Origin of the sequence: Aeromonas sp. YN13HZO-058 (assembly GCF_001921245.1) — a bacterium.
Taxonomy (GTDB): Bacteria; Pseudomonadota; Gammaproteobacteria; order Enterobacterales; family Aeromonadaceae; genus Aeromonas; species Aeromonas allosaccharophila.
The window spans coordinates 1-22,765 of record NZ_MQSY01000044.1 but is presented as its reverse complement, the minus strand read 5'-3'; the positions used below and the strand labels follow the sequence as shown (position 1 = coordinate 22,765).

General features: G+C 60.6%; 20 protein-coding genes. 8 read left to right on the top strand and 12 right to left on the bottom strand.

From position 1 onward, the window contains the following. Positions 1-148 precede the first annotated feature (148 nt). The 9 genes from fbaA to BSP75_RS10630 form a co-directional block, all read right to left on the bottom strand. Positions 149-1,228, bottom strand: coding sequence for a class II fructose-bisphosphate aldolase (gene fbaA, locus BSP75_RS10670; RefSeq protein ID WP_042062080.1), 1,080 nt, complete (start codon positions 1,226-1,228; stop codon positions 149-151). A gap of 115 nt (positions 1,229-1,343) precedes the next feature. Further along, positions 1,344-2,507 carry a phosphoglycerate kinase gene (locus BSP75_RS10665; RefSeq protein WP_075113155.1) on the bottom strand — a complete coding sequence of 388 codons (1,164 nt, stop codon included), beginning with the start codon at positions 2,505-2,507 and terminating at the stop codon, positions 1,344-1,346. Positions 2,508-2,568: 61 nt separating this feature from the next. Continuing rightward, on the bottom strand, positions 2,569-3,579 hold the full coding sequence (gene epd, locus BSP75_RS10660) for an erythrose-4-phosphate dehydrogenase (protein ID WP_075113154.1): 1,011 nt from the start codon (positions 3,577-3,579) through the stop codon (positions 2,569-2,571). Between the two features lie 60 nt (positions 3,580-3,639). Beyond that, the gene (locus BSP75_RS10655) at positions 3,640-4,569 is read right to left on the bottom strand and encodes an ROK family protein (RefSeq protein ID WP_075113153.1); all 930 of its coding nucleotides are present in this window, start codon (positions 4,567-4,569) and stop codon (positions 3,640-3,642) included. A 110-nt stretch (positions 4,570-4,679) separates the two neighbouring features. Beyond that, positions 4,680-5,747 carry a uroporphyrinogen decarboxylase gene (gene hemE, locus BSP75_RS10650; RefSeq protein WP_075113152.1) on the bottom strand — a complete coding sequence of 356 codons (1,068 nt, stop codon included), beginning with the start codon at positions 5,745-5,747 and terminating at the stop codon, positions 4,680-4,682. 182 nt (positions 5,748-5,929) lie between these two features. Next, positions 5,930-6,709 (bottom strand): NAD(+) diphosphatase, encoded by a 780-nt coding sequence (gene nudC, locus BSP75_RS10645; RefSeq protein ID WP_075113151.1) that lies wholly within the window; start codon positions 6,707-6,709, stop codon positions 5,930-5,932. A gap of 222 nt (positions 6,710-6,931) precedes the next feature. Further along, positions 6,932-10,096, bottom strand: coding sequence for a bifunctional proline dehydrogenase/L-glutamate gamma-semialdehyde dehydrogenase PutA (gene putA / locus BSP75_RS10640; RefSeq protein WP_075113150.1), 3,165 nt, complete (start codon positions 10,094-10,096; stop codon positions 6,932-6,934). Positions 10,097-10,420: 324 nt separating this feature from the next. Then, entirely contained in the window at positions 10,421-11,026 is a 606-nt protein-coding gene (locus BSP75_RS10635; RefSeq protein ID WP_042657265.1) for a TIGR04211 family SH3 domain-containing protein, read from the bottom strand. Positions 11,027-11,172: 146 nt separating this feature from the next. Beyond that, complete coding sequence (locus BSP75_RS10630) at positions 11,173-11,925, bottom strand: potassium channel family protein (protein WP_042062067.1); 753 nt, start codon at positions 11,923-11,925, stop codon at positions 11,173-11,175. Positions 11,926-12,025: 100 nt separating this feature from the next. Here BSP75_RS10630 and BSP75_RS10625 point away from each other — a divergent pair, with 100 nt between their 5' ends. Next, positions 12,026-13,276 carry a methyl-accepting chemotaxis protein gene (locus BSP75_RS10625; protein ID WP_075113149.1) on the top strand — a complete coding sequence of 417 codons (1,251 nt, stop codon included), beginning with the start codon at positions 12,026-12,028 and terminating at the stop codon, positions 13,274-13,276. Between the two features lie 98 nt (positions 13,277-13,374). Here BSP75_RS10625 and BSP75_RS10620 read toward each other — a convergent pair whose 3' ends face one another. Then, positions 13,375-13,986 carry a YitT family protein gene (locus BSP75_RS10620; protein WP_005349421.1) on the bottom strand — a complete coding sequence of 204 codons (612 nt, stop codon included), beginning with the start codon at positions 13,984-13,986 and terminating at the stop codon, positions 13,375-13,377. Positions 13,987-14,229: 243 nt separating this feature from the next. Here BSP75_RS10620 and BSP75_RS10615 point away from each other — a divergent pair, with 243 nt between their 5' ends. The 5 genes from BSP75_RS10615 (at position 14,230) to mtnN (ending at position 19,104) form a co-directional block, all read left to right on the top strand. Continuing rightward, the gene (locus tag BSP75_RS10615) at positions 14,230-15,609 is read left to right on the top strand and encodes a UDP-glucose/GDP-mannose dehydrogenase family protein (RefSeq protein ID WP_075113148.1); all 1,380 of its coding nucleotides are present in this window, start codon (positions 14,230-14,232) and stop codon (positions 15,607-15,609) included. Then, on the top strand, positions 15,606-16,619 hold the full coding sequence (locus BSP75_RS10610; protein ID WP_075113147.1) for an NAD-dependent epimerase: 1,014 nt from the start codon (positions 15,606-15,608) through the stop codon (positions 16,617-16,619). The genes BSP75_RS10615 and BSP75_RS10610 overlap by 4 nt, the downstream gene beginning before the upstream one ends. A 332-nt stretch (positions 16,620-16,951) precedes the next feature. Next, positions 16,952-17,140 carry a hypothetical protein gene (locus BSP75_RS10605; protein ID WP_075113146.1) on the top strand — a complete coding sequence of 63 codons (189 nt, stop codon included), beginning with the start codon at positions 16,952-16,954 and terminating at the stop codon, positions 17,138-17,140. 155 nt (positions 17,141-17,295) lie between these two features. Further along, a complete protein-coding gene (locus BSP75_RS10600; protein ID WP_075113145.1) occupies positions 17,296-18,153 on the top strand; it encodes a lytic transglycosylase domain-containing protein in 858 nt (285 codons plus the stop codon). A 120-nt stretch (positions 18,154-18,273) separates the two neighbouring features. Further along, entirely contained in the window at positions 18,274-19,104 is an 831-nt protein-coding gene (gene mtnN, locus BSP75_RS10595) for a 5'-methylthioadenosine/S-adenosylhomocysteine nucleosidase (RefSeq protein ID WP_075113144.1), read from the top strand. 106 nt (positions 19,105-19,210) lie between these two features. On the opposite strand, the gene BSP75_RS10590 is transcribed toward mtnN, so the two are convergent. Both BSP75_RS10590 and BSP75_RS10585 read right to left on the bottom strand, forming a co-directional pair. After that, positions 19,211-19,717, bottom strand: a complete 507-nt coding sequence (locus BSP75_RS10590) for a YgjV family protein (RefSeq protein WP_075113143.1) — start codon at positions 19,715-19,717, stop codon at positions 19,211-19,213. A 57-nt stretch (positions 19,718-19,774) separates the two neighbouring features. Then, entirely contained in the window at positions 19,775-20,350 is a 576-nt protein-coding gene (locus BSP75_RS10585) for a Crp/Fnr family transcriptional regulator (protein WP_075113142.1), read from the bottom strand. Positions 20,351-20,592: 242 nt separating this feature from the next. Between BSP75_RS10585 and ettA the strand changes: the two genes are divergently transcribed. Further along, positions 20,593-22,260, top strand: coding sequence for an energy-dependent translational throttle protein EttA (gene ettA, locus BSP75_RS10580; protein WP_042059996.1), 1,668 nt, complete (start codon positions 20,593-20,595; stop codon positions 22,258-22,260). A 93-nt stretch (positions 22,261-22,353) separates the two neighbouring features. Continuing rightward, positions 22,354-22,683 carry a hypothetical protein gene (locus BSP75_RS10575; RefSeq protein WP_075113141.1) on the top strand — a complete coding sequence of 110 codons (330 nt, stop codon included), beginning with the start codon at positions 22,354-22,356 and terminating at the stop codon, positions 22,681-22,683. Positions 22,684-22,765: the final 82 nt, after the last annotated feature.

Below are 22,765 nucleotides of genomic sequence, written 5' to 3'. Positions count from 1 at the left end.
TGCTTTGGTGGCAAATTGTTTAATAAAATAAGCAAAGTTGTTTCGATAATACCCACCTCTTCACCCACTCGCCAACCTGCGCGGATCACAGAAATGCAAAAGGCGCCCCGAAGGGCGCCTTTTCATGCAATCAAGGTACGGTAACGAATTACAGTACGTCGATGGCGTTCAGGTCGGAGAATGCTTTCTCCAGACGAGCGATCATAGAAGTCTGACCTTCACGCAGCCATACGCGCGGATCGTAGAACTTCTTGTTCGGCTTGTCGGCGCCTTCCGGGTTGCCCAGCTGGCCTTGCAGGTAAGCTTCGTTCTTCTTGTAGAAGTTCAGCAGACCTTCCCAAGTTGCCCACTGGGTGTCGGTGTCGATGTTCATCTTCACTACGCCGTAGGAGATGGACTCGCGGATCTCTTCCAGAGTGGAACCTGAACCACCGTGGAATACGAAGTCCAGAGACTTGGCAGGGATGCCAAACTTCTCGGAAACGTACTTCTGGGAAGCGTCCAGGATGGACGGGGTCAGCTTGACGTTACCCGGCTTGTAGACACCGTGTACGTTGCCGAAGGAGGCAGCGATGGTGAAACGCGGACTGATCTTGGACAGACGCTCGTAAGCGTAAGCCACATCTTCCGGCTGGGTGTACAGAGCAGATTGATCCATGTGGCTGTTGTCGACGCCGTCTTCTTCGCCACCGGTGCAACCCAGTTCCAGCTCCAGAGTCATGTTCATCTTGGCCATGCGGGTCAGGTACTCGCAGCAGATGTCGATGTTCTCTTCCAGAGACTCTTCGGACAGGTCCAGCATGTGGGAGGAGAACAGCGGCTTGCCGGTTTCAGCAAAGTGCTTCTCGCCCGCGTCCAGCAGACCGTCGATCCACGGCAGCAGCTTCTTGGCAGCATGGTCGGTGTGCAGGATAACCGGAACACCGTAGGCTTCGGCAACGGCGTGAACGTGCTTGGCACCGGAGATAGCACCCAGGATGGCGGCTTTCTGGCCTTCCAGCTTCAGGCCCTTACCGGCGGTGAACACGGCACCACCGTTGGAGAACTGAACGATAACCGGCGCTTTAACCTTGGCGGCAGCTTCCAGTACGGCGTTAACGGAGTCGGTACCAACGCAGTTTACGGCCGGCAGAGCAAAGCCGTTCTCTTTAGCGATGGCGAACACTTTCTGAACGTCATCACCAGTGATCACGCCGGGTTTTACGAAGTCGAAAATTTTCTTAGACATGTTTAATCGTCCTGTCTCGTATGCCGTTAATAAAAAATGGGGGGTTCATCATGAACCGGCACAGCGGGCACATGATAAACGAAACGGGAGGCTTTTGCCCCCCGTCTCGGGTCAATTAGGCTTTGGCGCGCTGTTCCAGAATCTCAACAGCCGGCAGAACCTTGCCTTCTACGAACTCCAGGAAGGCGCCGCCGCCAGTGGAGATGTAGGAGACTTTGTCAGCGATGCCGAACTTGTCGATGGCAGCCAGGGTGTCACCACCGCCAGCGATGGAGAAGGCCGGAGAAGCAGCGATGGCTTCGGCGATGATCTTGGTGCCTTCAGCGAACTGGTCGAACTCGAATACACCGACCGGGCCGTTCCACAGGATGGTCTTGGCGTTCATGATGATGTCAGCCAGGGCCTTGGCAGAGTCAGGGCCGATGTCGAAGATCATGTCGCCGTCGGTCACATCAGCAACAGACTTGATGGTAGCCGGAGTGGACTCGGAGAACTCGGCACCGACAACCACGTCGGTGGTCACCGGAATGTTAGTCTCGGCAGCCAGTTTCTTGGCGGTGTCGATCAGGTCGTGCTCGCACAGGGACTTGCCGACGTTGTGACCGGCAGCAGCGATGAAGGTGTTGGCGATGCCACCACCGACAACCAGCTGGTCAGCGATCTTGGAGAGGGATTCCAGAACGGTCAGCTTGGTGGAGACCTTGGAGCCGCCAACGATGGCAACCATCGGGCGCTCGGGCTTCAGCATGGCTTTGCCCAGGGCTTCCAGTTCACCCGCCAACAGCGGACCGGCACAAGCAACCGGCGCGAACTGGGCCACACCGTAGGTGGAACCTTCGGCGCGGTGAGCTGTACCGAACGCATCCATTACAAAGACGTCACACAGGGCGGCGTATTTTTTGGCCAGCTCTTCGGTGTTCTTCTTCTCGCCTTTGTTGAAACGGCAGTTTTCCAGCACAACCAGCTCACCGGCGGCGACTTCTACGCCATCCAGGTAATCCTTGGCCAGGCGAACCGGGCAGGACAGAGCGTCTTTCAGATAGTTGACAACCGGAGCCAGGGAGAATTCTTCGTTGTATTCACCCTCGGTCGGACGACCCAGGTGGGAGGTGATCATCAGCTTGGCGCCTTTTTCCAGAGCCAGCTTGATGGTCGGCAGAGTCGCAACGATACGTGCATCGGAGGTGACCTTGCCGTCTTTTACCGGTACGTTCAGGTCAGCACGGATCAGAACGCGTTTACCCGCCAGATCCAGGTCAGTCATCTTGATAACAGACATATTCAGTCCTCTATATTTTCAGGTAATGTTAAAAACAGTAACCTATTCGCCCGGGGCAGGCTCAGCCTGCGGCCATCATGGCCCGGGTGGTATCCAGCATCCGGTTTGCGAAGCCCCATTCGTTATCGCACCACATCAACATCTTGACGAGGTTGGCATCGCTCACCCGGGTCTGGGTACCATCAATGATGCAGGAGTGTGCATCATGATTGAAGTCTACGGAGACCAAAGGCTCTTCCGTGTAATCCAGAATACCGTGTAATGTACCTCTGGATGCCCGTTGCAGGGCTTGATTTACGTCAGTAACTGTCACTTTTTTACGAACAGTAATACTGAGATCCATCGCTGTTACATTGATGGTCGGCACCCGTACCGCAATCGCCTCGAACTTGCCGGCGAAGTGGGGCAGGATACGCTCCAGCCCCTTTGCCAGCTTGGTATCCACCGGAATGATGGACTGACTGGCAGCGCGGGTTCGGCGCAAGTCACTGTGGTAGGCATCGATGACTTGCTGATCATGCATGGCCGAATGAATTGTCGTAATAGTACCACAATTTATCTCAAATTCTCGATGCAATGTTTCAATCACCGGCACCACGCAGTTGGTGGTACAGGAGGCGTTGGAGACGATCCGCTCACGCCCCGTCAGCACCTGATGGTTGACCCCGTAGACCACGGTGGCATCCACATCCGCATCGGCCGGATGGGAGAAGAGCACCTTGCCCGCCCCCGCCGCCAGATGCAGCTCGGCATCGGCCCGCGAGCCGAACACCCCGGTGCAATCGAGCACCACATCCACCCCCAGCGCCCGCCACGGCAGCTTTGACGGATCCCGCTCGGCAAACAGGGAGATGAGATCCTCCCCCACCAGCATGCTGCTGCCCGCCAGTTGCACCGGATGGTGGAAGCGACCGTGACTGGTATCGTAACGGGTCAGGTGCACCATGGCCTCGGGGGCCGCCAGCTCGTTGATGGCGACGATCTTGATGGTCTCGTCGCGCCCGCTTTCATAGAGGGCTCGCAACACGTTGCGACCGATCCGCCCGTAACCATTGATGGCAATCTTGATCATCGAGAATCCGTTTCCTTGAACCAGCAACAGGGCGACGCACCGGCCGCCCGGGAGCCCCGGCTACGACAGCAGGGCCTCCTTGAATTCACCGCGGGCCAGCAGTGCGGCCCCGAATACCCCGGCACTGTCGCCAAGGGCAGGAGCAATAATGGGGGTTGCGAAGCGGGGATTAAAGAGGAAGGGCAAAATAGTCTGCCGTCCGGCGCTGTAAAGGCTCTGCACATTGCCCACCCCGCCGCCGATGACGATCACATCCGGGTCGAGAATGTTGACCACGTTGGCCAGCGCCTGACCAAACAACAGGTGCAGCCGGTCGATGGTGAGCTTGGCCACATGATCGTAAGCGGTGGCCGCCGCGATTTGGGCCAGCGAAAGATGACGCTTGGCCTTGGCTTCGTACCAGGCCTCCAGCGCCGGGCCGCTGATCAGGGTCTCGACGCAGCCACGCTTGCCGCAGTAGCACTCGGGACCATCGGGGGAGAGCACGTTGTGGCCCCACTCACCGGCGATGCCGTGGTGGCCGTTGAGGATCTGGCCGTTGATGACGATGCCGGAGCCAACTCCGGTGCCCATGATGATGCCGAATACCACTTTCGCATCGGGATGGTGCTGGCGCACTGCACCCAGATGGGTTTCTGCCAGCGCGAAGCAGTTGGCGTCGTTGGCAATCAGCACCGGCACGCCCAGCTTGCGCTCCAGATCCTCCTTGAACGGCTTGCCGTTGAGCTCGGTGGTATTGCAGTTCTTCATCAGACCGGTCTGCGGATCCCGCGCCCCCGGCGTGCCCATGCCGATGACGGTCGGGCGCTGGCCAATCTTCTCGGCGCACTGCGCTACCAGCTTGGCGATCTGGCCGATCATGTGCTCATAACCACCAGCCCGCTCGGTGGGGATGCGGTGGCGCAGCAGCACCTCGTCGCCATCCAGCACCACACATTCACACTTGGTACCGCCAAGATCGATACCCCAATCCAGTGACTTGCTGCTCATCTTGCCTCCTGCACAGGCGCCATGCTCTCGTCGTCGCGGCGCCTTTTTAAATGTAAAACGGGGCCTTGCGGCCCCGGATATCAATCAGTTTCTCTTCGCTCGCCCCGGCCTTAGCGGCCGTGGTACTGGGCGGAGAGCTCATGTACCGCGTTGACGAACACGCCGGCGTGCTCCGGGTTCACATCCTGATGGATGCCGTGACCCAGGTTGAAGACGTGGCCGTTGCCCTGACCGAAACCGGCCAGAATGGAGGCGACCTCTTCACGGATACGAGCGGGAGTGGCGTAGAGCATGGAGGGATCCATGTTGCCCTGCAGCGCCACCTTGTCACCGACCCGACGCTTGGCGTCGGCAATGTCGGTGGTCCAGTCCAGACCCAGCGCATCGCAACCGGTGGCGGCGATCTGCTCCAGCCACTGACCGCCGTTCTTGGTAAACAGGGTGACCGGCACGCGGCGACCATCGTGCTCGCGGATCAGGCCATCGACGATCTTGTGCATGTACTGCAGGGAGAAGTCGCGGTAATCGCGCGGGGTGAGCACGCCGCCCCAGGTGTCGAACACCATGACCGCCTGGGCACCCGCCTTGATCTGGGCGTTGAGATAGGCGATCACGCTGTCCGCCAGCTTGTCCAGCAGCAGGTGCAGGGTCTGCGGCTCTGCATACATCATCTGTTTGATCTTGGTGAACGCCTTGGAGCTGCCCCCCTCCACCATGTAGGTGGCCAGGGTCCAGGGGCTGCCGGAGAAGCCGATCAGCGGCACTTCACCCTTCAGCTCGCGGCGAATGGTGCGCACCGCGTTCATCACGTAGCCGAGCTCGTCTTCCGGATCCGGGATGGGTAGCGCCTGCACGTCCGCCATGGACTTGATGGGGCGCTCGAAGCGCGGGCCTTCGCCCTGCTCGAAGCAGAGACCCAGCCCCATGGCATCGGGCACGGTGAGGATGTCGGAGAAGAGGATGGCGGCATCGAGCGGGTAGCGGCGCAGCGGCTGCAGGGTGACTTCACAGGCCAGCTCGGCATTGCGGCACAGGGACATGAAATCCCCCGCCTGGGCGCGAGTCGCCTTGTATTCCGGCAGATAACGGCCAGCCTGGCGCATCATCCATACCGGGGTCATGTCCACGTCCTGACGCAGCAAAGCGCGCAGGTATCGATCGTTCTTCAGCTCTTTCATCCCAGTTCCTGAGTTCGTATCACGCATAAAATGGCGGCCATAATACCACTTTGCCCACCGGAGCGGACTGCCCAAAACGTGGCAAATGGGCGTGCGGTTGCAAAGATGTGAAGGGGCGCAAACCAGCGCGTCCCGCTTGTAACAATAAGTGCAAAAATGTTGGCGAAAATATAAGCGCCTCGTTATCCCTCGCCCGCCAGCGAACGCTCAATCAAGCGTCGAGCGATGGTGCCGTGGGGCGGCAAACGCGGCAGCCGCTCTGCGGCAAAGAAATCGGCGGCCACCAGTTCGTCATCCTGCACCCTGATCTCGCCGCTCTCATAATCGGCGGTGAAGCCCATCATCAGGCTGTGGGGGAAGGGCCAGGGCTGGCTCGCCACATAACGCACATTGCGTACCCGGATGCCGCTCTCCTCGAACACCTCCCGCGCCACGCACTGCTCGAGGTTCTCCCCCGCCTCGACAAAGCCGGCCAGCACGGTATACATGGGATCGTCCGCCTGATAGTGACGGCGATGGGCCGCCAAGAGGATCTCCGGCCCCTTGCGCACCGCCACGATAATGCAGGGGGAGATGCGCGGATAGGCCGTGTGACCGTGGTGGCACACCTGCGCCCACTCCCCCGCCTTCGGGGTCATGGGGGCGCCGCACTCGCCGCAGAAACGGTGGGTGCGACGGAAGGTGACCAGCTGCCAGGCGCGGCCAGCGAGGCGAAAGCCCTCCTCGTCCCCCGCCACCATCAGCTGGCGCAGCGGGCTCATGGCGTTCGTGTCGGCATCATCACCCAGATCCAGCAGATAGCAGGGCAATCCCTGCCACTCGTCGAAACGCTCGAAAGGGGCGTCAGCCAGCGCAGCAGGCAGACACGCTTTACTGCCCTGTGGCACCTGACCCTGATGATCGAGCAGTACCAGATGATCGCCCCCCAGCACGAACCAGCGGGCTTGTTCGGTTAATGACATCAGATGAACACTCTCGTTTAAACAAAACCCTGGCTACGGCGGGCCCCAGCAGAGGCCAAAAGCCGTGCGAATGATTCCCATCTTACGACCAGCACAGGTCGCTGACGACCCCGCCGTGGCCGATTGTCCCATTCGTAAAAAACGGATGGCGCAAATAAAGAGGCCGCCCGAAGGCGGCCCGCTGTTATCCGGCATCCAGTATCCGGCCTCTAGCGACGCGGATCAGGCATCGCCCATCGCCAGCAGGGAGGCGTTGCCACCCACCGCCGTGGTGTTGATGGTGCGGGTCTTCTCGGTAACAAACCGCCCGAGATAGTGGGGGCCACCCGCCTTCGGGCCGGTGCCGGAGAGCCCCTGCCCGCCGAACGGCTGCACCCCGACCATGGCGCCGATCTGGTTGCGGTTGATATAGACGTTGCCGACATTGATGCGGCTTGCCAGCTCCTCGGCGTGGGATTCGTTGCGGCTGTGGATCCCGAGCGTCAGGCCGTAACCGGTGCCATTGATGTCGCCGATCACCTTGTCCAGATCCCGGGTGGCGTAGCGCACCACGTGCAGGATGGGGCCGAATTGCTCTTTAGCCAGCTCGCGGATGGAGCCGATCTCCAGCGCGGTCGGCTGGACGAAGTGCCCTTCCATGGTCGTGGCGGGCATCGGAGCCTGGGCGATCAGGCGAGCACGCGGCATCATGTAGGCGAGGTGAGCATCGAGACCGGCCTTGGCCTCGGCATCGATGACCGGGCCGACGTCGGTATTGTGCTCGGCCGGATTGCCCACTTTCAGCTCCTGCATGGCGCCAGTGAGTATCTCCAGTACCCGCTCGGAGATCTCCTCCTGCAGGTAGAGCACCCGCAGGGCCGAGCAGCGCTGACCGGCGCTCTGGAAGGCGGCACTCACCACATCGCGCACCACCTGCTCCGGCAGGGCGGTGGAGTCGACGATCATGGCGTTCTGACCACCGGTCTCTGCGATGAGCGGCAAAATGGCGCCATCGCGCTTAGCCAGGGTCATGTTGATGAGCTTGGCTGTCTCGGTGGATCCGGTGAAACAGACGCCGCCGATGCGCGGATCAGCTGTCAACTTGGCGCCGACGGTGGCACCGTCACCGGGCAGCAGCTGTAGCACGTCGCCCGGAATACCGGCCTGATGGGCCAGAGTCACCGCCAGATGGGCGATAAGGCCGGTCTGCTCCGCCGGTTTGGCGATGACGGTGTTGCCGGTGGCCAGCGCAGCAGCGACTTGTCCCAGGAAAATCGCCAGCGGGAAGTTCCACGGGCTGATGCAGACGAACACCCCGCGCCCCTGCAGGAACAGCTCGTTCTGCTCGCCGGTGTACCCGGGTAGCAGGGTCGCCTGCCCCATCAAGCTGCGGGCCTGCACCGCGTAGTAGCGACAGAAATCGACCGCTTCGCGCACCTCGTCGATGCCATCTTGCAGCAGCTTGCCCGCCTCGCGGGTACAGAGGGAGACGAACTGCTCGCGGTTCGCTTCCAGCAGATCCGCCAGCTTCTCCAGCGCGGCGGCCCGCTCGCTCACCGGGGTTTCACGCCAGCGCGGGAAGGCAGCGTGAGCAGATGCCAAGGCCTGCTCCACCGCCTGCTCGTCGGCCCAGTGGATCTTGCCGACGGTGAGGCTCACATCCTGCGGGCTCAGCACGGTACGAGCCTCGCTGCGCTTGAGGGTCTCGCCATCGACGATAGGCCCTGCCAGCCACTGCTTGCTCTCCAGCTCTTTCAAGCGGGCGAAGAAGGGGCGCTGGATGGAGAGGATGTTCATATTGACGCCGCTGGAGTTCTTGCGGTCGGTGAAGAGGTTCACCGGCTGCGGAATGCGGTCGTTGGCAAAGCCGGAGTAGCGCTTGAGGGTACGCAGCGGGTGCTCGGCCAGCGAGTCCACCGGGGTGTTGGGATCCACCAGCTTGTGGACGAAGGAGGTATTGGCCCCGTTCTCCAGCAGGCGGCGCACCAGATAGGGCAGCAGATCCTTGTGGGCGCCGACCGGCGCATAGATGCGGCAGTGCAGGCCGGGATTGTCGTTCAGCACGGCGTTGTGCAGCTCCTCCCCCATGCCGTGCAGACGCTGGAATTCGAACTGGCGATCGCCCGCCATCTCCAGAATGCTGACCACGGTATTGGCGTTGTGGGTGGCGAACTGGGGGGCGATAAAGCCGCGAGTCGGCTCGCTCAGCAGGTAGCGGGCGCAGGCGAGGTAGGAGATATCGGTGCCCGCCTTGCGGGTAAACAGCGGATAGCCGGGCAGGCCCGCCTGCTGGGCATATTTCAGTTCGCTGTCCCAGTAGGCCCCTTTCACCAGTCGCACCGGAATGAGATCACCCTGCTCGCGGGCCAGCGCGGTGAGCCAGCAGAGCACCGGCAACGCGCGCTTGGAGTAGGCCTGCACCACCATGCCGAGCTTGCCCCAGCCACGGTTGGCGTCGGAGCGGTAGAGCTGCTCGAACAGATCGAGGGATAGCTCGAGTCTGTCCATCTCCTCGGCGTCGATGCTGATGGCCACATCCTTGTCACGGGCCAGCCGCACCAGCCCCACCAGTCGCTCGCACATCTCGCCGAGCACCCGCTCACGGTTGGCTACGTCATAGCGTGGATGGAGCGCCGAGAGCTTGATGGAGATGGAGGGGGCCGGGCCGCCGTCGCTGATCCGCTCGTTACCGACCGCCTCGATGGCATTGCGGTAATCGGTCAGATACTTGTCGGCATCCTGCAAGGTCAGCGCCGACTCACCCAGCATGTCGTAGGTGTGGGTGTAGCCCAGCTCGCGGGATTTGCGGCTCGCCTTGAGCGCCTCCTTCATGTCGCGACCCAGCACGAACTGCTTGCCCATGATCTTCATGGCGGCGTACATGGCGGAGCGCACCACCGGCTCCCCCAGCTTGTTGACCATGCGCCCCAGCAAGTTGGCCGGGTTGCCGTCGAGCTTCTTGTCCAGCTTGATGATCTTGCCGGTCAGCATCAGCCCCCAGGTGGAGGCGTTGACCAGAGTAGAGTCACTCTTGCGAAAATGGGATGACCAGTTGGCGCCGGAGAGCTTGTCCTTGATCAGGGCATCGGCGGTCTCGGCATCGGGAATACGCAGCAGCGCCTCGGCCAGACACATCAGGATGATCCCCTCCTGGGTATCGAGGCTGTACTCCTGCAGGAAGGCATCGATACCGTCACCGGAGCCGCTCTCCTTGCGCACCTTGGTCACCAGGGTGCGGGCGCGCTGGGTCACCTGCTCCAGCGCGGCGCCATCCCCCGGCAGCATGGCCGACAGTTCGGCCAGATGGGCATTTTCATCCACCACGTAGTTCTGGGTGATGGCTTCGCGCAGGGCGGCCAGATCGGAGGGGATATAGTCAGCAGCAAGCACTTGAGTAGCTTTGAACATAGGGGGTCTTCCTGTACGCCCGAAGGCTGATATCGACAAAGGCGGACGCGCCGCCGAAACGCCGATAATGTATACAATGTTGCACCCTATATGAAATGAATTTGTTGCCACTCTTTAACAAAGATCGCTAATTCTGCGCCACTCCCCCTCTGCGAGCCGCCTTGCTGAGTATGATGAGGGTCATCTGACATCATTTTGTATACAATCCTGCCACCATGCATCCCGCCTCCCGACCCACCGCCAGCGGCAACCGGCGCGGCCGCAAACCGGGATAAAAAAGAAGGGCCGCCACAGCGACCCTTCGATTCGTTGAGACAACTATTGTCAGTTCATCCAGCGATCGCCGCGGCTGCGACGACGGGGCAGCATCGGCAGCAGGATGCCGAGCAGGATCCCCGCCCCCACCATGGCGCCACCACGAATAAACCAGTCCATCTGCATGTCATGTTCCTGGTTGTCGTAGCTCTGGGTCAGGGCATCATTCTGCTCTTTGAGATTGCTCATCTCCTCGCCCTGGCTGGCCAGCTGGGCCTTGAGGGCGGCGATCTCCTTGCTCTGGGCCGCGATCTGGCCATCCTTCTCGGTGAAGCGTTGCTCGTTATCACCGTTGAGGTTCTGCAGCCGGGCTTTGAGCTCGTCCCGCTCCTTTTCCACCTGGGGCAGGCGCTCGCGCAGGCTGATCTCGCCCTGCAGCTCGCTGTTCTTGATCCACCCCTCGCGGCCACGACCGTCCACCACCTGGGTGAAACCGGCCTCGCTGTTTACCGCCTTTACCTCCAGCGGTTCACCAGCCTTGACGCTACCAAGGATCCGGTACTGGGTGCCCGGGCCATTGTGGATAAAGGTAAAGATGTTGTCGGAGACATAACGGGTATCGGCCAGTGCCTGGTTGGCACACAAGCAGATCAAAATCCCGAGAAGGGCGCGCATGGTCGATCGGTTCTCTTTTTCAGGTTTGGACAAGAGGTTGAATGTTAAGCCGCCTGCAGGTTAAAGGACAAGCAAAGAAAAAGCACCTCCCCCCGGATAAAGAGCGCAGAGTTGCGAGTCACCTCGCAACTTGCCCGCCCGCGGCCTCACTTGTTCTTCAGCTCCCGCACCTCGTTGCGCAGGGCGCGAACCTCCCTCAGCAACTCCTCCTGCTGATTGTTGTAGTGATGGCGCCACTTGTCGGTTTCGCCATCCCCTTTATGAGGTTGCAAAAACAGACTGGCCATAAAACCACTCAGGGCACTGAACAGACCGACCCCGAACAGGATCAGCAAGCTGGCGACGAAACGCCCCTCCTCGGTTTGCGGCACTATGTCCCCATAGCCGATGGTGGACAGGGTCACCAGAGTCCACCAGAAGGCATCATAGGCATTGTGGATCTGACTGCCGGGCTTATCTCCCTCTATCCAGTAGATGAGGGCTGTCCCCACCCCGATCTGCAGAAAGAAGAGCAGCAGGATGCCTGCCAACCGGGTCTCATTTCGTTCCTTGTTTACGATCGCCAGCAAGCTGGGATTGCTGCGCAGCAACTGGATCACCCGATAAAGCTGGATCAGCCGGGCCCAGCGCAACTGCTCCACCATGGGTAGACTGCCCGGCAAATAGAACCAGTTCGCCTTGAAGAAAGCGCGCTTGTCACTGGCACAGAACCAGCCATAGAAGAAGTGGGAGAGGAAGATGTAGCAGATCAGACTGTCCAGGTCATAAAACAGGGCGAGTGTCTCGGTCGAAAAGTGACCATCCCCCAACCAACGGAATCCCACCAGAGTCACCGAGACGATTGAGAGCAAAGCCATAAGCAGATCCATGGATCTCAGGCCAGAAGAGTGATTTCGCATACATTTTCCAACTTTAAGCACAGTACAAATTAATAAAAGAGAAGATAATGCCGATAGTCCTGAGGACAAAGGAAAAGCCGCAATTAAAAGGAGAGCAACAATGCAGTTGAACCTGCTGGAGAAACGGATGAGCAACATCCGCCTGGTACCCAAAGTGGTGCTGCTGATGGTGTTCAGTACCCTCCTGCTACTGACCAAACTCTGGTTTGACGCCAACAATCTGGAAGCGACCCTGCTCAGCGAAGGACTCGATCCAGCCAAGGCGGATGCCATCTCCAATCGCCTGCTCTGGACCGGTCTGATGGAGACCGCCATCATGGGGCTGCTGTTCGTGATCCTGCTGCTCACTGGCTCCCGCCTGATGGTCAAACAGGTTCACTATCTGGTTGGCCTGCTGGATCGTTTCGCCAAGCGGGATCTCAGCCACAAGGTGCTGCTCAAGTCCCGCGACGAATTCGGTGATATCGCCAAGGCTGTCTCCCACTCCCAGGACAACCTCAAAGAGGTGTTCGGCAACCAGCGCGCCGCCTGCAAGGAGCTCAACGACATCGCCTCCCAGGTGACCCTCTGCATGGAGGAGGCCAACGAAGCGATCAGCGAAGAGTTTGCCCAGATCGAACAACTGGCCAGCGCCATGAGCCAGATGGTCGGCGCCATTCGCGAAGTGGCCACCCATGCGGATCAGGCCTCCCACGCCACCGCAGAAACCAGCCGGTTGGCGGAAGAGGGAAGCCGCTGCGTCGCCGACACCGTCAGCACCATCGACACCCTCTCCGGTAACATCCAGCAATCTGCCACCGTGGTCAATCAGGTGGAGCAAGGGGTCGAGCGCATCGGTTCGGTAGTCGACACCATTCGCGGCATCTCGGAGCAGACCAACCTGCTGGCACTGAACGCCGCCATCGAAGCGGCTCGCGCCGGTGAAGCGGGTCGCGGCTTTGCCGTGGTCGCCTCCGAAGTGCGCGAGCTGGCCAACCGGGCCCAAGCTGCCACCGTCGAGATCCAGAAGATGATCGAGCAGTTGCAGGGCAATGCCGCTCAGGCCGCCGAACTGATGGCCCAGAGCGTGCGTCAGGCCGACAAGGGAGTGGAACAGGTTACCCAGGCTGGTACCCAGCTCGCCACCATAGTGCAGCGGGTACAGGGTGTAGCCGACATGAACCGCCACATCGCCGCCGCCTCCGAGCAGCAGAGCTCGGTCGCCGAAGAGATGCGCGGCAACCTGGAACAGGTCAAGCAGATCGCCGAAGGATCGGTCGTGGTGCTACGCGAACTGCAAGAGGCCTCCGAGCTGGTCGAACAGCACAGCAAGGATCTCGACAGCCAGATCCACTCCTTCAAGCTCGCCTGACTGTTTTCGCGTCCCAATCCGGTTAGACTGGAAGGCCCCTTGTGGCTGTCTCGTGCTATCGGGTCACTCTTGTCTTATCGCGTCACGGCTGCCGCTCGTCAGGCAATCTGGTAGCGGCCCGGCTTGTGGTTAAGTGTCAACACCAGATTACAGATAACCGCCGCCACGATGGAGAGCGCCAAAATCCAGGGCTGCACCACGAAAAACGAGGCGACGACAATGGCGCAATCGAGCCCCATCTGTAGCTTGCCCGCCCGGATGCCAAAGCGATCCTGAATAAAGAGCGCCAGAATGTTGAAGCCACCCAGACTCGACTTGTGGCGAAACATGATGAGCAGACCCATGCCGATCAGGGTGCCGCCGATCAGCGCCGCATAGAGGGGCTCTATCTTGCCGATCTGCAATACACCGTTGAGGTGATCGGTCATGTAGGAGACCGCCGCCACCGAGACAAAGGTGTTGAAGGTAAAACGTGGCCCCATCCGCAGCCATGCCAGCGCATAGAAGGGCAGGTTGATGCCGAAAAACAGCAGGCCGAAGCTGATACCGGTCACCTTTTGCAGCAACAGCGCCAGCCCGGCAGTCCCGCCGGTGAGCAGGCCAACCTGATGAAACAGAAAGATGCCGAGGGAAACAAAGCCGGCCGCCGTCAGCAGGGCCAGCACATCCTCATAAATGGGATGGGCAGTGCGAATCGAGGTGTTGTCCATAACCTGTATCCAAGCGAAGTAAAGAGAGTGTGTCTGTCGCCTGCCGTTGCGGGCGGGCTGCGAGCCCTGTCCACAGGGCTTCGTTATGGGGTCCAGTCTATTTTTTGTGAAAAGGATCACAACAGGCAGGCTGAACGCCCCATTCTGGTGCCTGTCATCTGGCATTGACACTCGCTGCACCAAGATGCAGCATGCCGCGGTTTAACCGCGCCATTCCCCCATTCACAGCACGAGGCACTTTTCATGAAGGTCACCATTTTTGGCACAGGCTATGTCGGGCTGGTGCAGGCCGCCGTTCTGGCCGAGGTGGGCCATCAGGTCTGCTGCGTGGATGTGGATGATGAGCGGATCGCCGCCCTCAGGCTGGGGCAGATCCCCTTCTACGAACCGGGGCTGGCACCGCTGGTCGAGAGCCATCTGGCCAGCGGCCGCCTGAGCTTTACGGTCGATCCCGCCATTGGCGTGGCACACGCCGATCTGCTGCTGATCGCCGTGGGCACCCCGGCTGACGAGGATGGCTCGGCCGATCTGCAACATGTGCTGGCGGTGGCCGACACCATAGGCAGGCTGATGAGCAGCCCCAAGCTGGTGGTGACCAAGAGCACTGTGCCGGTCGGCACGACGCAGCAAGTACGAGAACACATTGAGCAGCAGTTGGCCGCCCGTGAACTGCCCCTCGCCTGCGAGGTGGCGGCCAACCCCGAGTTTCTCAAGGAGGGGGCAGCGGTCAACGACTGCATGCGGCCGGATCGCATCATCATCGGTTGTGACAGCGAGCGGGCGCTTGAGCAGTTACGCTCCCTCTATGCCCCCTTCAACCGCAATCACGACCGGATCGTGGTGATGGATCTGCGCAGCGCCGAGCTCACCAAATACGCCGCCAACGCCATGCTGGCCACCAAGATCTCCTTTATGAACGAGATGGCAGCCCTCGCCGAGCAGCTGGGTGCCGATATTGAGGCGGTGCGGCAAGGGATGGGGGCCGATCCCCGTATCGGTTACCACTTTATCTACCCGGGCTGCGGCTACGGCGGCTCCTGCTTCCCCAAGGATATCAAGTCGTTGCGTCATACCGCGGCGAGTATCGGCTGCGACGCCCCGCTGCTGGCGGCGGTCGAGCAGGTCAACCAGCGCCAGCAACAGAAGATGGCGCAAACCCTGCTGACCCGCTTCGGGCCGGATCTGCGCGGCCGCACCTTCGCCCTGTGGGGGCTGGCGTTCAAACCCGGTACCGACGACATGCGCGATGCGCCGAGTCGCCCGCTGCTGGCCGCCATCTGGGCTGCCGGTGGCCGGGTGCAGGCCTTTGATCCCAAGGCGATGGAGCGTGCCCACCAGCTCTACGACCAGCGGCCGGATCTGCTGCTCTGCCCGACTCAGGAATCTGCACTGGAAGGGGCCGATGCCCTGCTGATCTGCACCGAGTGGCAGGCGTTTCGCGCCCCCGATTTCCAGCAGCTGAAGGCCCTGCTAAACCAGCCCGTCATCATCGATGGCCGCAACCTCTATGACCCGCGCCAGCTCAGCGAGCTCGGCTTTGACTATCACGCCATCGGGCGGCCACATCTTCCCGCCAAAAAGCAACCTGCCAACACCAGCAGCAACCCGGAGACTCAACCATGATCTATCTGGTCACCGGCGTCGCCGGTTTTATCGGTTTTCACGTGGCTAACCAGCTGTGCGCCGCAGGTCATCAGGTGGTGGGGATCGACAACCTCAACGACTACTACGAGGTGAGTCTGAAAGAGACGCGGCTGGCCCAACTGGCCAGTTTCACCAATTTTCACTTCGAGCGGCTGGATTTGGCGGATCGCGAGGCGATGGCGACCCTGTTTGCCAGCCACCGTTTCGAGCAGGTGGTCCATCTGGGAGCGCAGGCGGGGGTACGTTACTCCATCGACAATCCGTTCGCCTATGCCGACAGCAACCTCACCGGCATGCTGACGGTGCTGGAGGGGTGTCGCCACCACGGGATTCAGCACCTCATCTACGCCTCCTCCAGCTCGGTCTATGGTATGGGGGATCAGATGCCCTACTCCACCGCGCAGCAGGTGGATCACCCCGTCTCCCTCTACGCCGCCACCAAGAAGAGCGGCGAGCTGATGGCCCACGCCTACTCAGCGCTCTATGGCCTGGCCACCACCGGGCTGCGCTTTTTCACCGTCTACGGCCCCTGGGGTCGGCCCGACATGGCCATCATCAAGTTCACCCGCGCCATTCTGGCGGGGGAGCCCATCGATGTGTACAACCACGGCGATCTCAGCCGCGACTTCACCTACATAGACGATATCGTCGCGGGGATCCTCGCCGTGGCCGATCAGCCTCCCCGACCCAATCCTGACTGGCATGCCAGCGAGCAGAACCCTGCCGAGAGCGCCGCCCCTTACCGTATCCTCAATATCGGCAACGGCCAGCCGGTGCGGCTGCTCGATTTTATCGAGGCACTGGAAGAGGCCATCGGCAAACCCGCCATCAAGCGGATGCTGCCAATGCAGGCGGGCGACATGCACGCCACCTGGGCCGACAGCGAGCCGCTGCACACCCTCACTGGTCTAAGTCCCGCCACGCCCCTCAGGCAGGGGGTCGCCGAGTTTGTCCGCTGGTATCTCGACTACTACCGGCCCGCTCCCTGACAATGCTAGGCAGCCCCTCGGTCATTGATGAGTTAATCCGGTATCACTGGTTTGCCATGGGTTTTAGGATGGCTGAACGCACTGGCGGCATGGGCTTGTGGGGCGAACGAATGTTATGAGGGGCGTCGAAAGGCGGCACCGGATGTTCAATTGCCAGCGGCAACAGCCTGCCCAGAGGTCGGAGATAACGATGAAAAGTGTGATAACACCACGGATTGGCAGCGGCGCAGCGCGATATACTCAGCGCGCTCTGTGCCACCCGGGAACAACTCCCGACCCCAGGCGCTCTGTCCGTGGCCACGCAACACCCCCATGACGACAAGGAGCCACCCATGATCCGAACCCTGCTTTTGAGCGGCGCCGCCATCGCGGCCTATGCCCTGCAACAGAGCCACGCTCTGCTTCCCCTGCTCAGCCTGCTGGCCCTGCTTTCGCTCTGGGTTGCCAGCGAAATTGGCAGCTTCTATCGCGCGCTTCCTCCCGCCGTACTGGATGAGCAGGAGTATCACCACGACTTCTAAGCGACCGAAAAGCCTCGATAAACGGCTCGCTCGCCATTGGTTCCATACCGTTTTGATCTCTGAAATCTCTGGGCTATAACAACAGGATCCACTGGATTCGTGGCGATAGCAGCCATGTTCCTCTATATCTTCTGTACTCAAACAGGAGATAACCCATGAGGAACATCAGCGAAAACGGACTGTTTTTGCTGCTTTTTTTGTCGTTGTTACTGGCAGGAATGCCGTGGGCGATGGCACAGGGCAGGGATTTCAGGCAGGCCCCCAGGGCGCTGACGGCGATCAAACAGGGCCAGGCAGCCCAGCAAAACGGTCATCTGCAAAAGGCGATCGCCCTCTACTGTGTCGCGGCCAGCACTGGCAACCCGGAAGGATACTTCCGGATCGGCCGCCTGCTCGCCACCGGGCCCACCTCGGTGCGCAGCGCCAAGCTGGCCAACAGCTATCTCGCCATGGCGATGCGCCTTGGTAACCAGCAGGCCGCCCGTTACTACAACGCCCGCATCGGCAATGCCCCTATGGGGGATCAGTGCGGCATCGGGATCCGTGGCGGTCAGGGCGGCTATCTGGCGCAGCTCCCCTCCACCCCCTTCAATGTCGACTCCTGGGTTGCGCGCCAGCCACCCGCCAAGCAAAAACTGGTCACCATGCTGCGCCACGCCGCCAAACACCATAAGGTGGATGCCCGGCTGGTGCTGGCGATTGCCATCGCCGAATCCAATCTCAACAGCCACGCCGTTTCACCCAAGAATGCCCAGGGGTTAATGCAGTTGATCCCCGAGACCCAACTGCGGTTCGGGGTGACCCGTCCATTCGATCCGGCCCAGAACATCAAGGGCGGCGTCACCTATCTCAAGTGGCTGGATCGCCGCTTCGATGGCGACTGGGTGTTGATCTCGGCGGCCTACAACGCCGGGGAAAAAGCGGTGGAACGCTATGGCGGGATCCCCCCCTATGACGAGACGCAGGAGTATGTAAAACGGGTGCTCTACTTCGCAGGGCACAAACAACCTTGATCCCTATCACCAGAGCGGGCTCCAGACAAACCGATCTATTTACAAAACAATTAATAAATTGCGCAATCGTTTGCTCGCAAGTAGAATCCGGCGTTTTCCCGCAGTCCTGACAGGTAAAACATGAATTTCTTTAAACGATTGATGTGTCTGATCGCACTGTTTTGCGCCCCCTTCACCCACGCTTCCAACCCCGCATCCGCCCCCATCCTGATCCAGGGGGCGATGGACGTTGAGGTCGATACCATGGTCGCCGCCCTGCAAGAGAAGCAGGCGCTGACTATCGGCGCATGGACATTCTGGCAGGGCACGCTGGCTGGCTATCCGGTGGTTATCTCCCGTACCGAGGTGGGTCTGGCCAATGCAGCAGCCGCCACCACCCTGGCCATCGAGCGCTTCAAGCCGCGTCTCATCATCAACCAGGGCACCTCGGGCGGCCATGATCCGGCGCTTCATCGCGGTGATATCGTGATCGCCACCAAGAGCTTCAACATGGGCGCTTATCGCAGTGACTTTACTCCGGCAGATCAGGGCATTGATCTGCGCAAATGGCACAACTTCGAGGTGACCATGCGTCTGCGGGAAAACGGCAAGCTGGTGGAACACTCTTCGTTTGCCGGTGACCCCGAGCTGGTTGGTCGCGCCCTTGGCATGGCCGACCGTTATCAGCACGGTCGCGTGGTGGCAGGCATCATCGGCACTGCCGATGAGTGGAACCGTCAGGTCGCCCGCATCAACTGGCTGCACCAGACTTACAACACGGCGGCCGAAGAGATGGAAACCTCCTCCGCCGCCCTGGTGGCCGAAGCCTACAAGGTGCCCTTTGTCGGGGTGCGAGTACTCTCCAACACCGATCTCCATGGCGAGGAGTTTGATCCGCAAACCGCGATCCACTGCCAGCAATTCGTCATCGACTACACCAAAGCCCTGATCAACAGCTTTAACAAGGCTTGATAGTGTCAGAGAGGCCGCCGCAATGGCGGCCTCTCTGTCTTGTCACCCTCCAGCCCCAACCAGACCGCCCCCTCCATCTGCCTCTCAAGTCAGTCAGCAACAATCATCAGTAGACAGCCACCTTGCGCCCGTAGTGACGGTAATACCCCACCAGATTGCTGACCAGAAACAGTCCCTCCATCAACGCCGCCACCGGTGAGCCCACCAGCAGGTTGTTGCCCAGCCAGCAGAGGGTGCCGATCAGCATCCAGCGCCGCAGCTGGCGATCGTCGGGGCAAAACGCAGCCCGGGTTTGCAACAGGCTCGCCAGCAGCCCGATCCATGAGAGCAGGCCCTGATAGGTCGCCAGCGCCGCTGCACAGGCCAACCCCATGAAAAACCACATCAAGATGCGGTGAACCAGCCAGATACTGACCAGAAAGCGCACGCTGGCCAGCAGCAACAGGCTGGCGGCAGACCACAGCCCGAGCAGGGCAAAGTGACCGGCATTGAGCGCGCAGGAGAGGGCCAGACAGGCCAGGATCCTGCGGCGCTCCCGCAACTGAAACGACAGCAGATCGAGCAGCAAGGCCAGGCTCACCACCAGTTGCGACCACAGAAACAGCGACATCATCCACACCTCGTCCGTCATTTGGATGGCGCAGCATGAAGTGGCAACCAGCAGGTGGCATTAACCTGTGTTAATGCGGCGGCGGATCCGCGACAGGGTGACCGGGCTGATACCGATGTAGTTGGCGAGCTGCACCTGAGTGAGCCGCGCAGGCCAGTGGGGGAAGGTGTGGCAAAGCTCCCGATAACGCTCCTCGGGGGAGTGCAGCAGCAAAAACGCCTCCTTGCGCTCCTTGTAACCCAGCTGCTGGCGCAACAGGGCCATGCAGACCGGCTGCCAGGCGGGATCATCCAGCAGGGCGAGCGACTCCCGCACCACCTGCAGTTCCGTCAGCGCCTCCAGCTGGTAGCGGGCGGGAGACCCCGTGAGCCAGCTGTCATAGAGCAGGCAGAGCTCCCCTTCGAAGTAAAACTCCTTGCAGCGCTCCTGGCCATCCCGGGTGTAGTGACAGGCACGAGCGATGCCCGTTTCGATATAGAAGGCCGCCTCCTGCTCGGCCCCTTGCGCCAGCAGCGCCTGACCGGCGCGCAGCGTCTGCCGTGGCAAGCGCTGGCAGAGGGCTTCGCTCAGCGCGGCATCCAATCCCATGGAGCAGAGAAAAGCGGCCAGTGAGGGAACTTGAAGAGATGGGATCATTAGGGCTCCGGCACAAAACAGCAGCCCACATCATGCCCAAATTGCACGGCTGATGCAGCAAGACGTGACCGCATCGGCAAAGGGGGGCGCCAACCGGGCGCCGCCTTTGCCCACCCCTGTCCATTGGTTTACAATCGACGGGTTTTTTGGAACCCGGTTGACCTGTGTCGACCTGGCCCCACCACGACATCAGTCTGTTAGTGCCAAGACATTAACCTGCTGAAAAGGAAGAGAATTAGCCAATGGCTCAATTTATTTACACCATGAACCGGGTCGGCAAGGTCGTGCCGCCCAAGCGTCATATCCTCAAGAACATCTCCTTGAGCTTCTTCCCGGGCGCCAAGATCGGCGTGCTGGGTCTCAACGGCGCCGGTAAATCCACCCTGCTGCGCATCATGGCGGGCATCGATACCGATATTGAAGGGGAAGCCCGCCCGCAACCCGGCATCAAGATCGGCTACCTGCCCCAGGAGCCGAAGCTGGATCCGGAGCAAACCGTACGCGAAGCGGTCGAAGAGGCCGTTGGCGAGGTGAAGCGCGCCATGGCCCGTCTCGACGAGGTCTATGCGGCCTACGCCGATCCGGATGCCGACTTTGACAAGCTGGCCCGCGAACAGGGCGAGCTGGAAGCCATCATCCAGGCTCAGGGTGGCCACAACATGGAAAACCAGCTGGAGCGTGCGGCCGATGCCCTGCGCCTGCCAGCCTGGGATGCCCAGATCAAGCACCTCTCCGGTGGTGAGCGCCGCCGTGTGGCATTGTGCCGTCTGCTGCTGGAAAAGCCGGACATGCTGCTGCTGGACGAACCGACCAACCACCTGGATGCGGAATCCGTAGCCTGGCTGGAGCGCTTCCTGCACGACTACGAAGGCACTGTCGTAGCAATCACCCACGACCGTTACTTCCTCGACAACGTGGCGGGCTGGATCCTGGAGCTGGACCGCGGCGAAGGTATCCCGTGGGAAGGCAACTACTCCTCCTGGCTGGAGCAGAAGGACGCCCGTCTGGCGCAGGAAGCAAGTTCCGAAGCGGCCCGTCGCAAGTCCATCGAGAAAGAGCTGGAGTGGGTTCGTCAGAACCCGAAAGGGCGTCAGGCCAAGTCCAAGGCCCGTATGGCTCGCTTCGAAGAGCTCAACACCAACGACTACCAGAAGCGCAACGAGACCAACGAGCTGTTCATTCCGCCCGGACCGCGCCTCGGCGACAAGGTGGTGGAAGTGGCCAACCTGCGCAAATCCTACGGTGATCGGGTGCTGATCGACGATCTGTCGTTTGCCATTCCGAAAGGGGCCATCGTCGGCATCATCGGCCCGAACGGTGCCGGTAAGTCGACCCTGTTCCGCATGATGTCGGGTCAGGAGCAGCCGGACTCCGGCGCCATCACCCTGGGTGACACAGTAGTGCTGGCCTCAGTCGATCAGTTCCGCGACAGCATGGATGACAAGAAGACGGTCTTCGAAGAGGTCGCTGACGGTCAGGATATCCTGCGCATCGGCAACTACGAGTTCCCGAGCCGCGCCTATATCGGCCGCTTCAACTTCAAGGGTTCCGACCAGCAGAAGCGGGTTGGCGAACTCTCAGGTGGTGAACGTGGTCGTCTGCACCTGGCCAAGCTGCTGCAGACCGGCGGCAACGTGCTGCTCCTAGATGAACCGACCAACGATCTGGATATCGAAACCCTGCGCGCCCTCGAGAACGCCCTGCTGGAGTTCCCGGGTTGTGCCATGGTCATCTCCCACGACCGCTGGTTCCTCGACCGTATCGCCACCCACATCCTGGATTATCAGGACGAGGGCAAGATCGAGTTCTTCGAAGGTAACTTTACCGAATACGAAGAGTGGAAGAAGAAAACCTACGGCGCCGAGGCAATCCAGCCCCATCGCGCCAAGTACAAGCGCATCACCAAATAAGGCTGACTGCGTGTTGAGGGGAGCTTCGGCTCCCCTTTCTATTTCCTTTTAGCTTACAATCCAAGACGGATGCCTTTGCATGGATGTAGCACGATGACGACCCCCATAGAGAAAAAACTCACCATCCAGATCCGGGTTGAACCGGGTTGCCTCGGACCGGATGGCAAGGCGCACATAGAGACCTTCTGTGCCGCTGCCGCCAAAATTTTTGCCGCCGTGGAGCCCGAGCTGGTGAGCTGGGTACTGATCCCCCGCTACGACAAACAGCTGCCGGAGCAGGAGTTCTTTATCGAGGGGCGCAAGCTGACCGAAGAGCAAGCCAGTCTCTTTCTGCGCCGCTTCGGCCGTGAGCTGGGTGAGGTTCAAAACCGGCTCGACTCCGTGCTGGCCCAACTGGTCGAGCGCTACTTCAAGACCCTTTAAACCCTAATGCCAGTCAGTTAAGCCTGACTGGCATTGTTTTTATTGGCTTTTTTCACACTATACCTCTGTGGCCTTGGCTTCA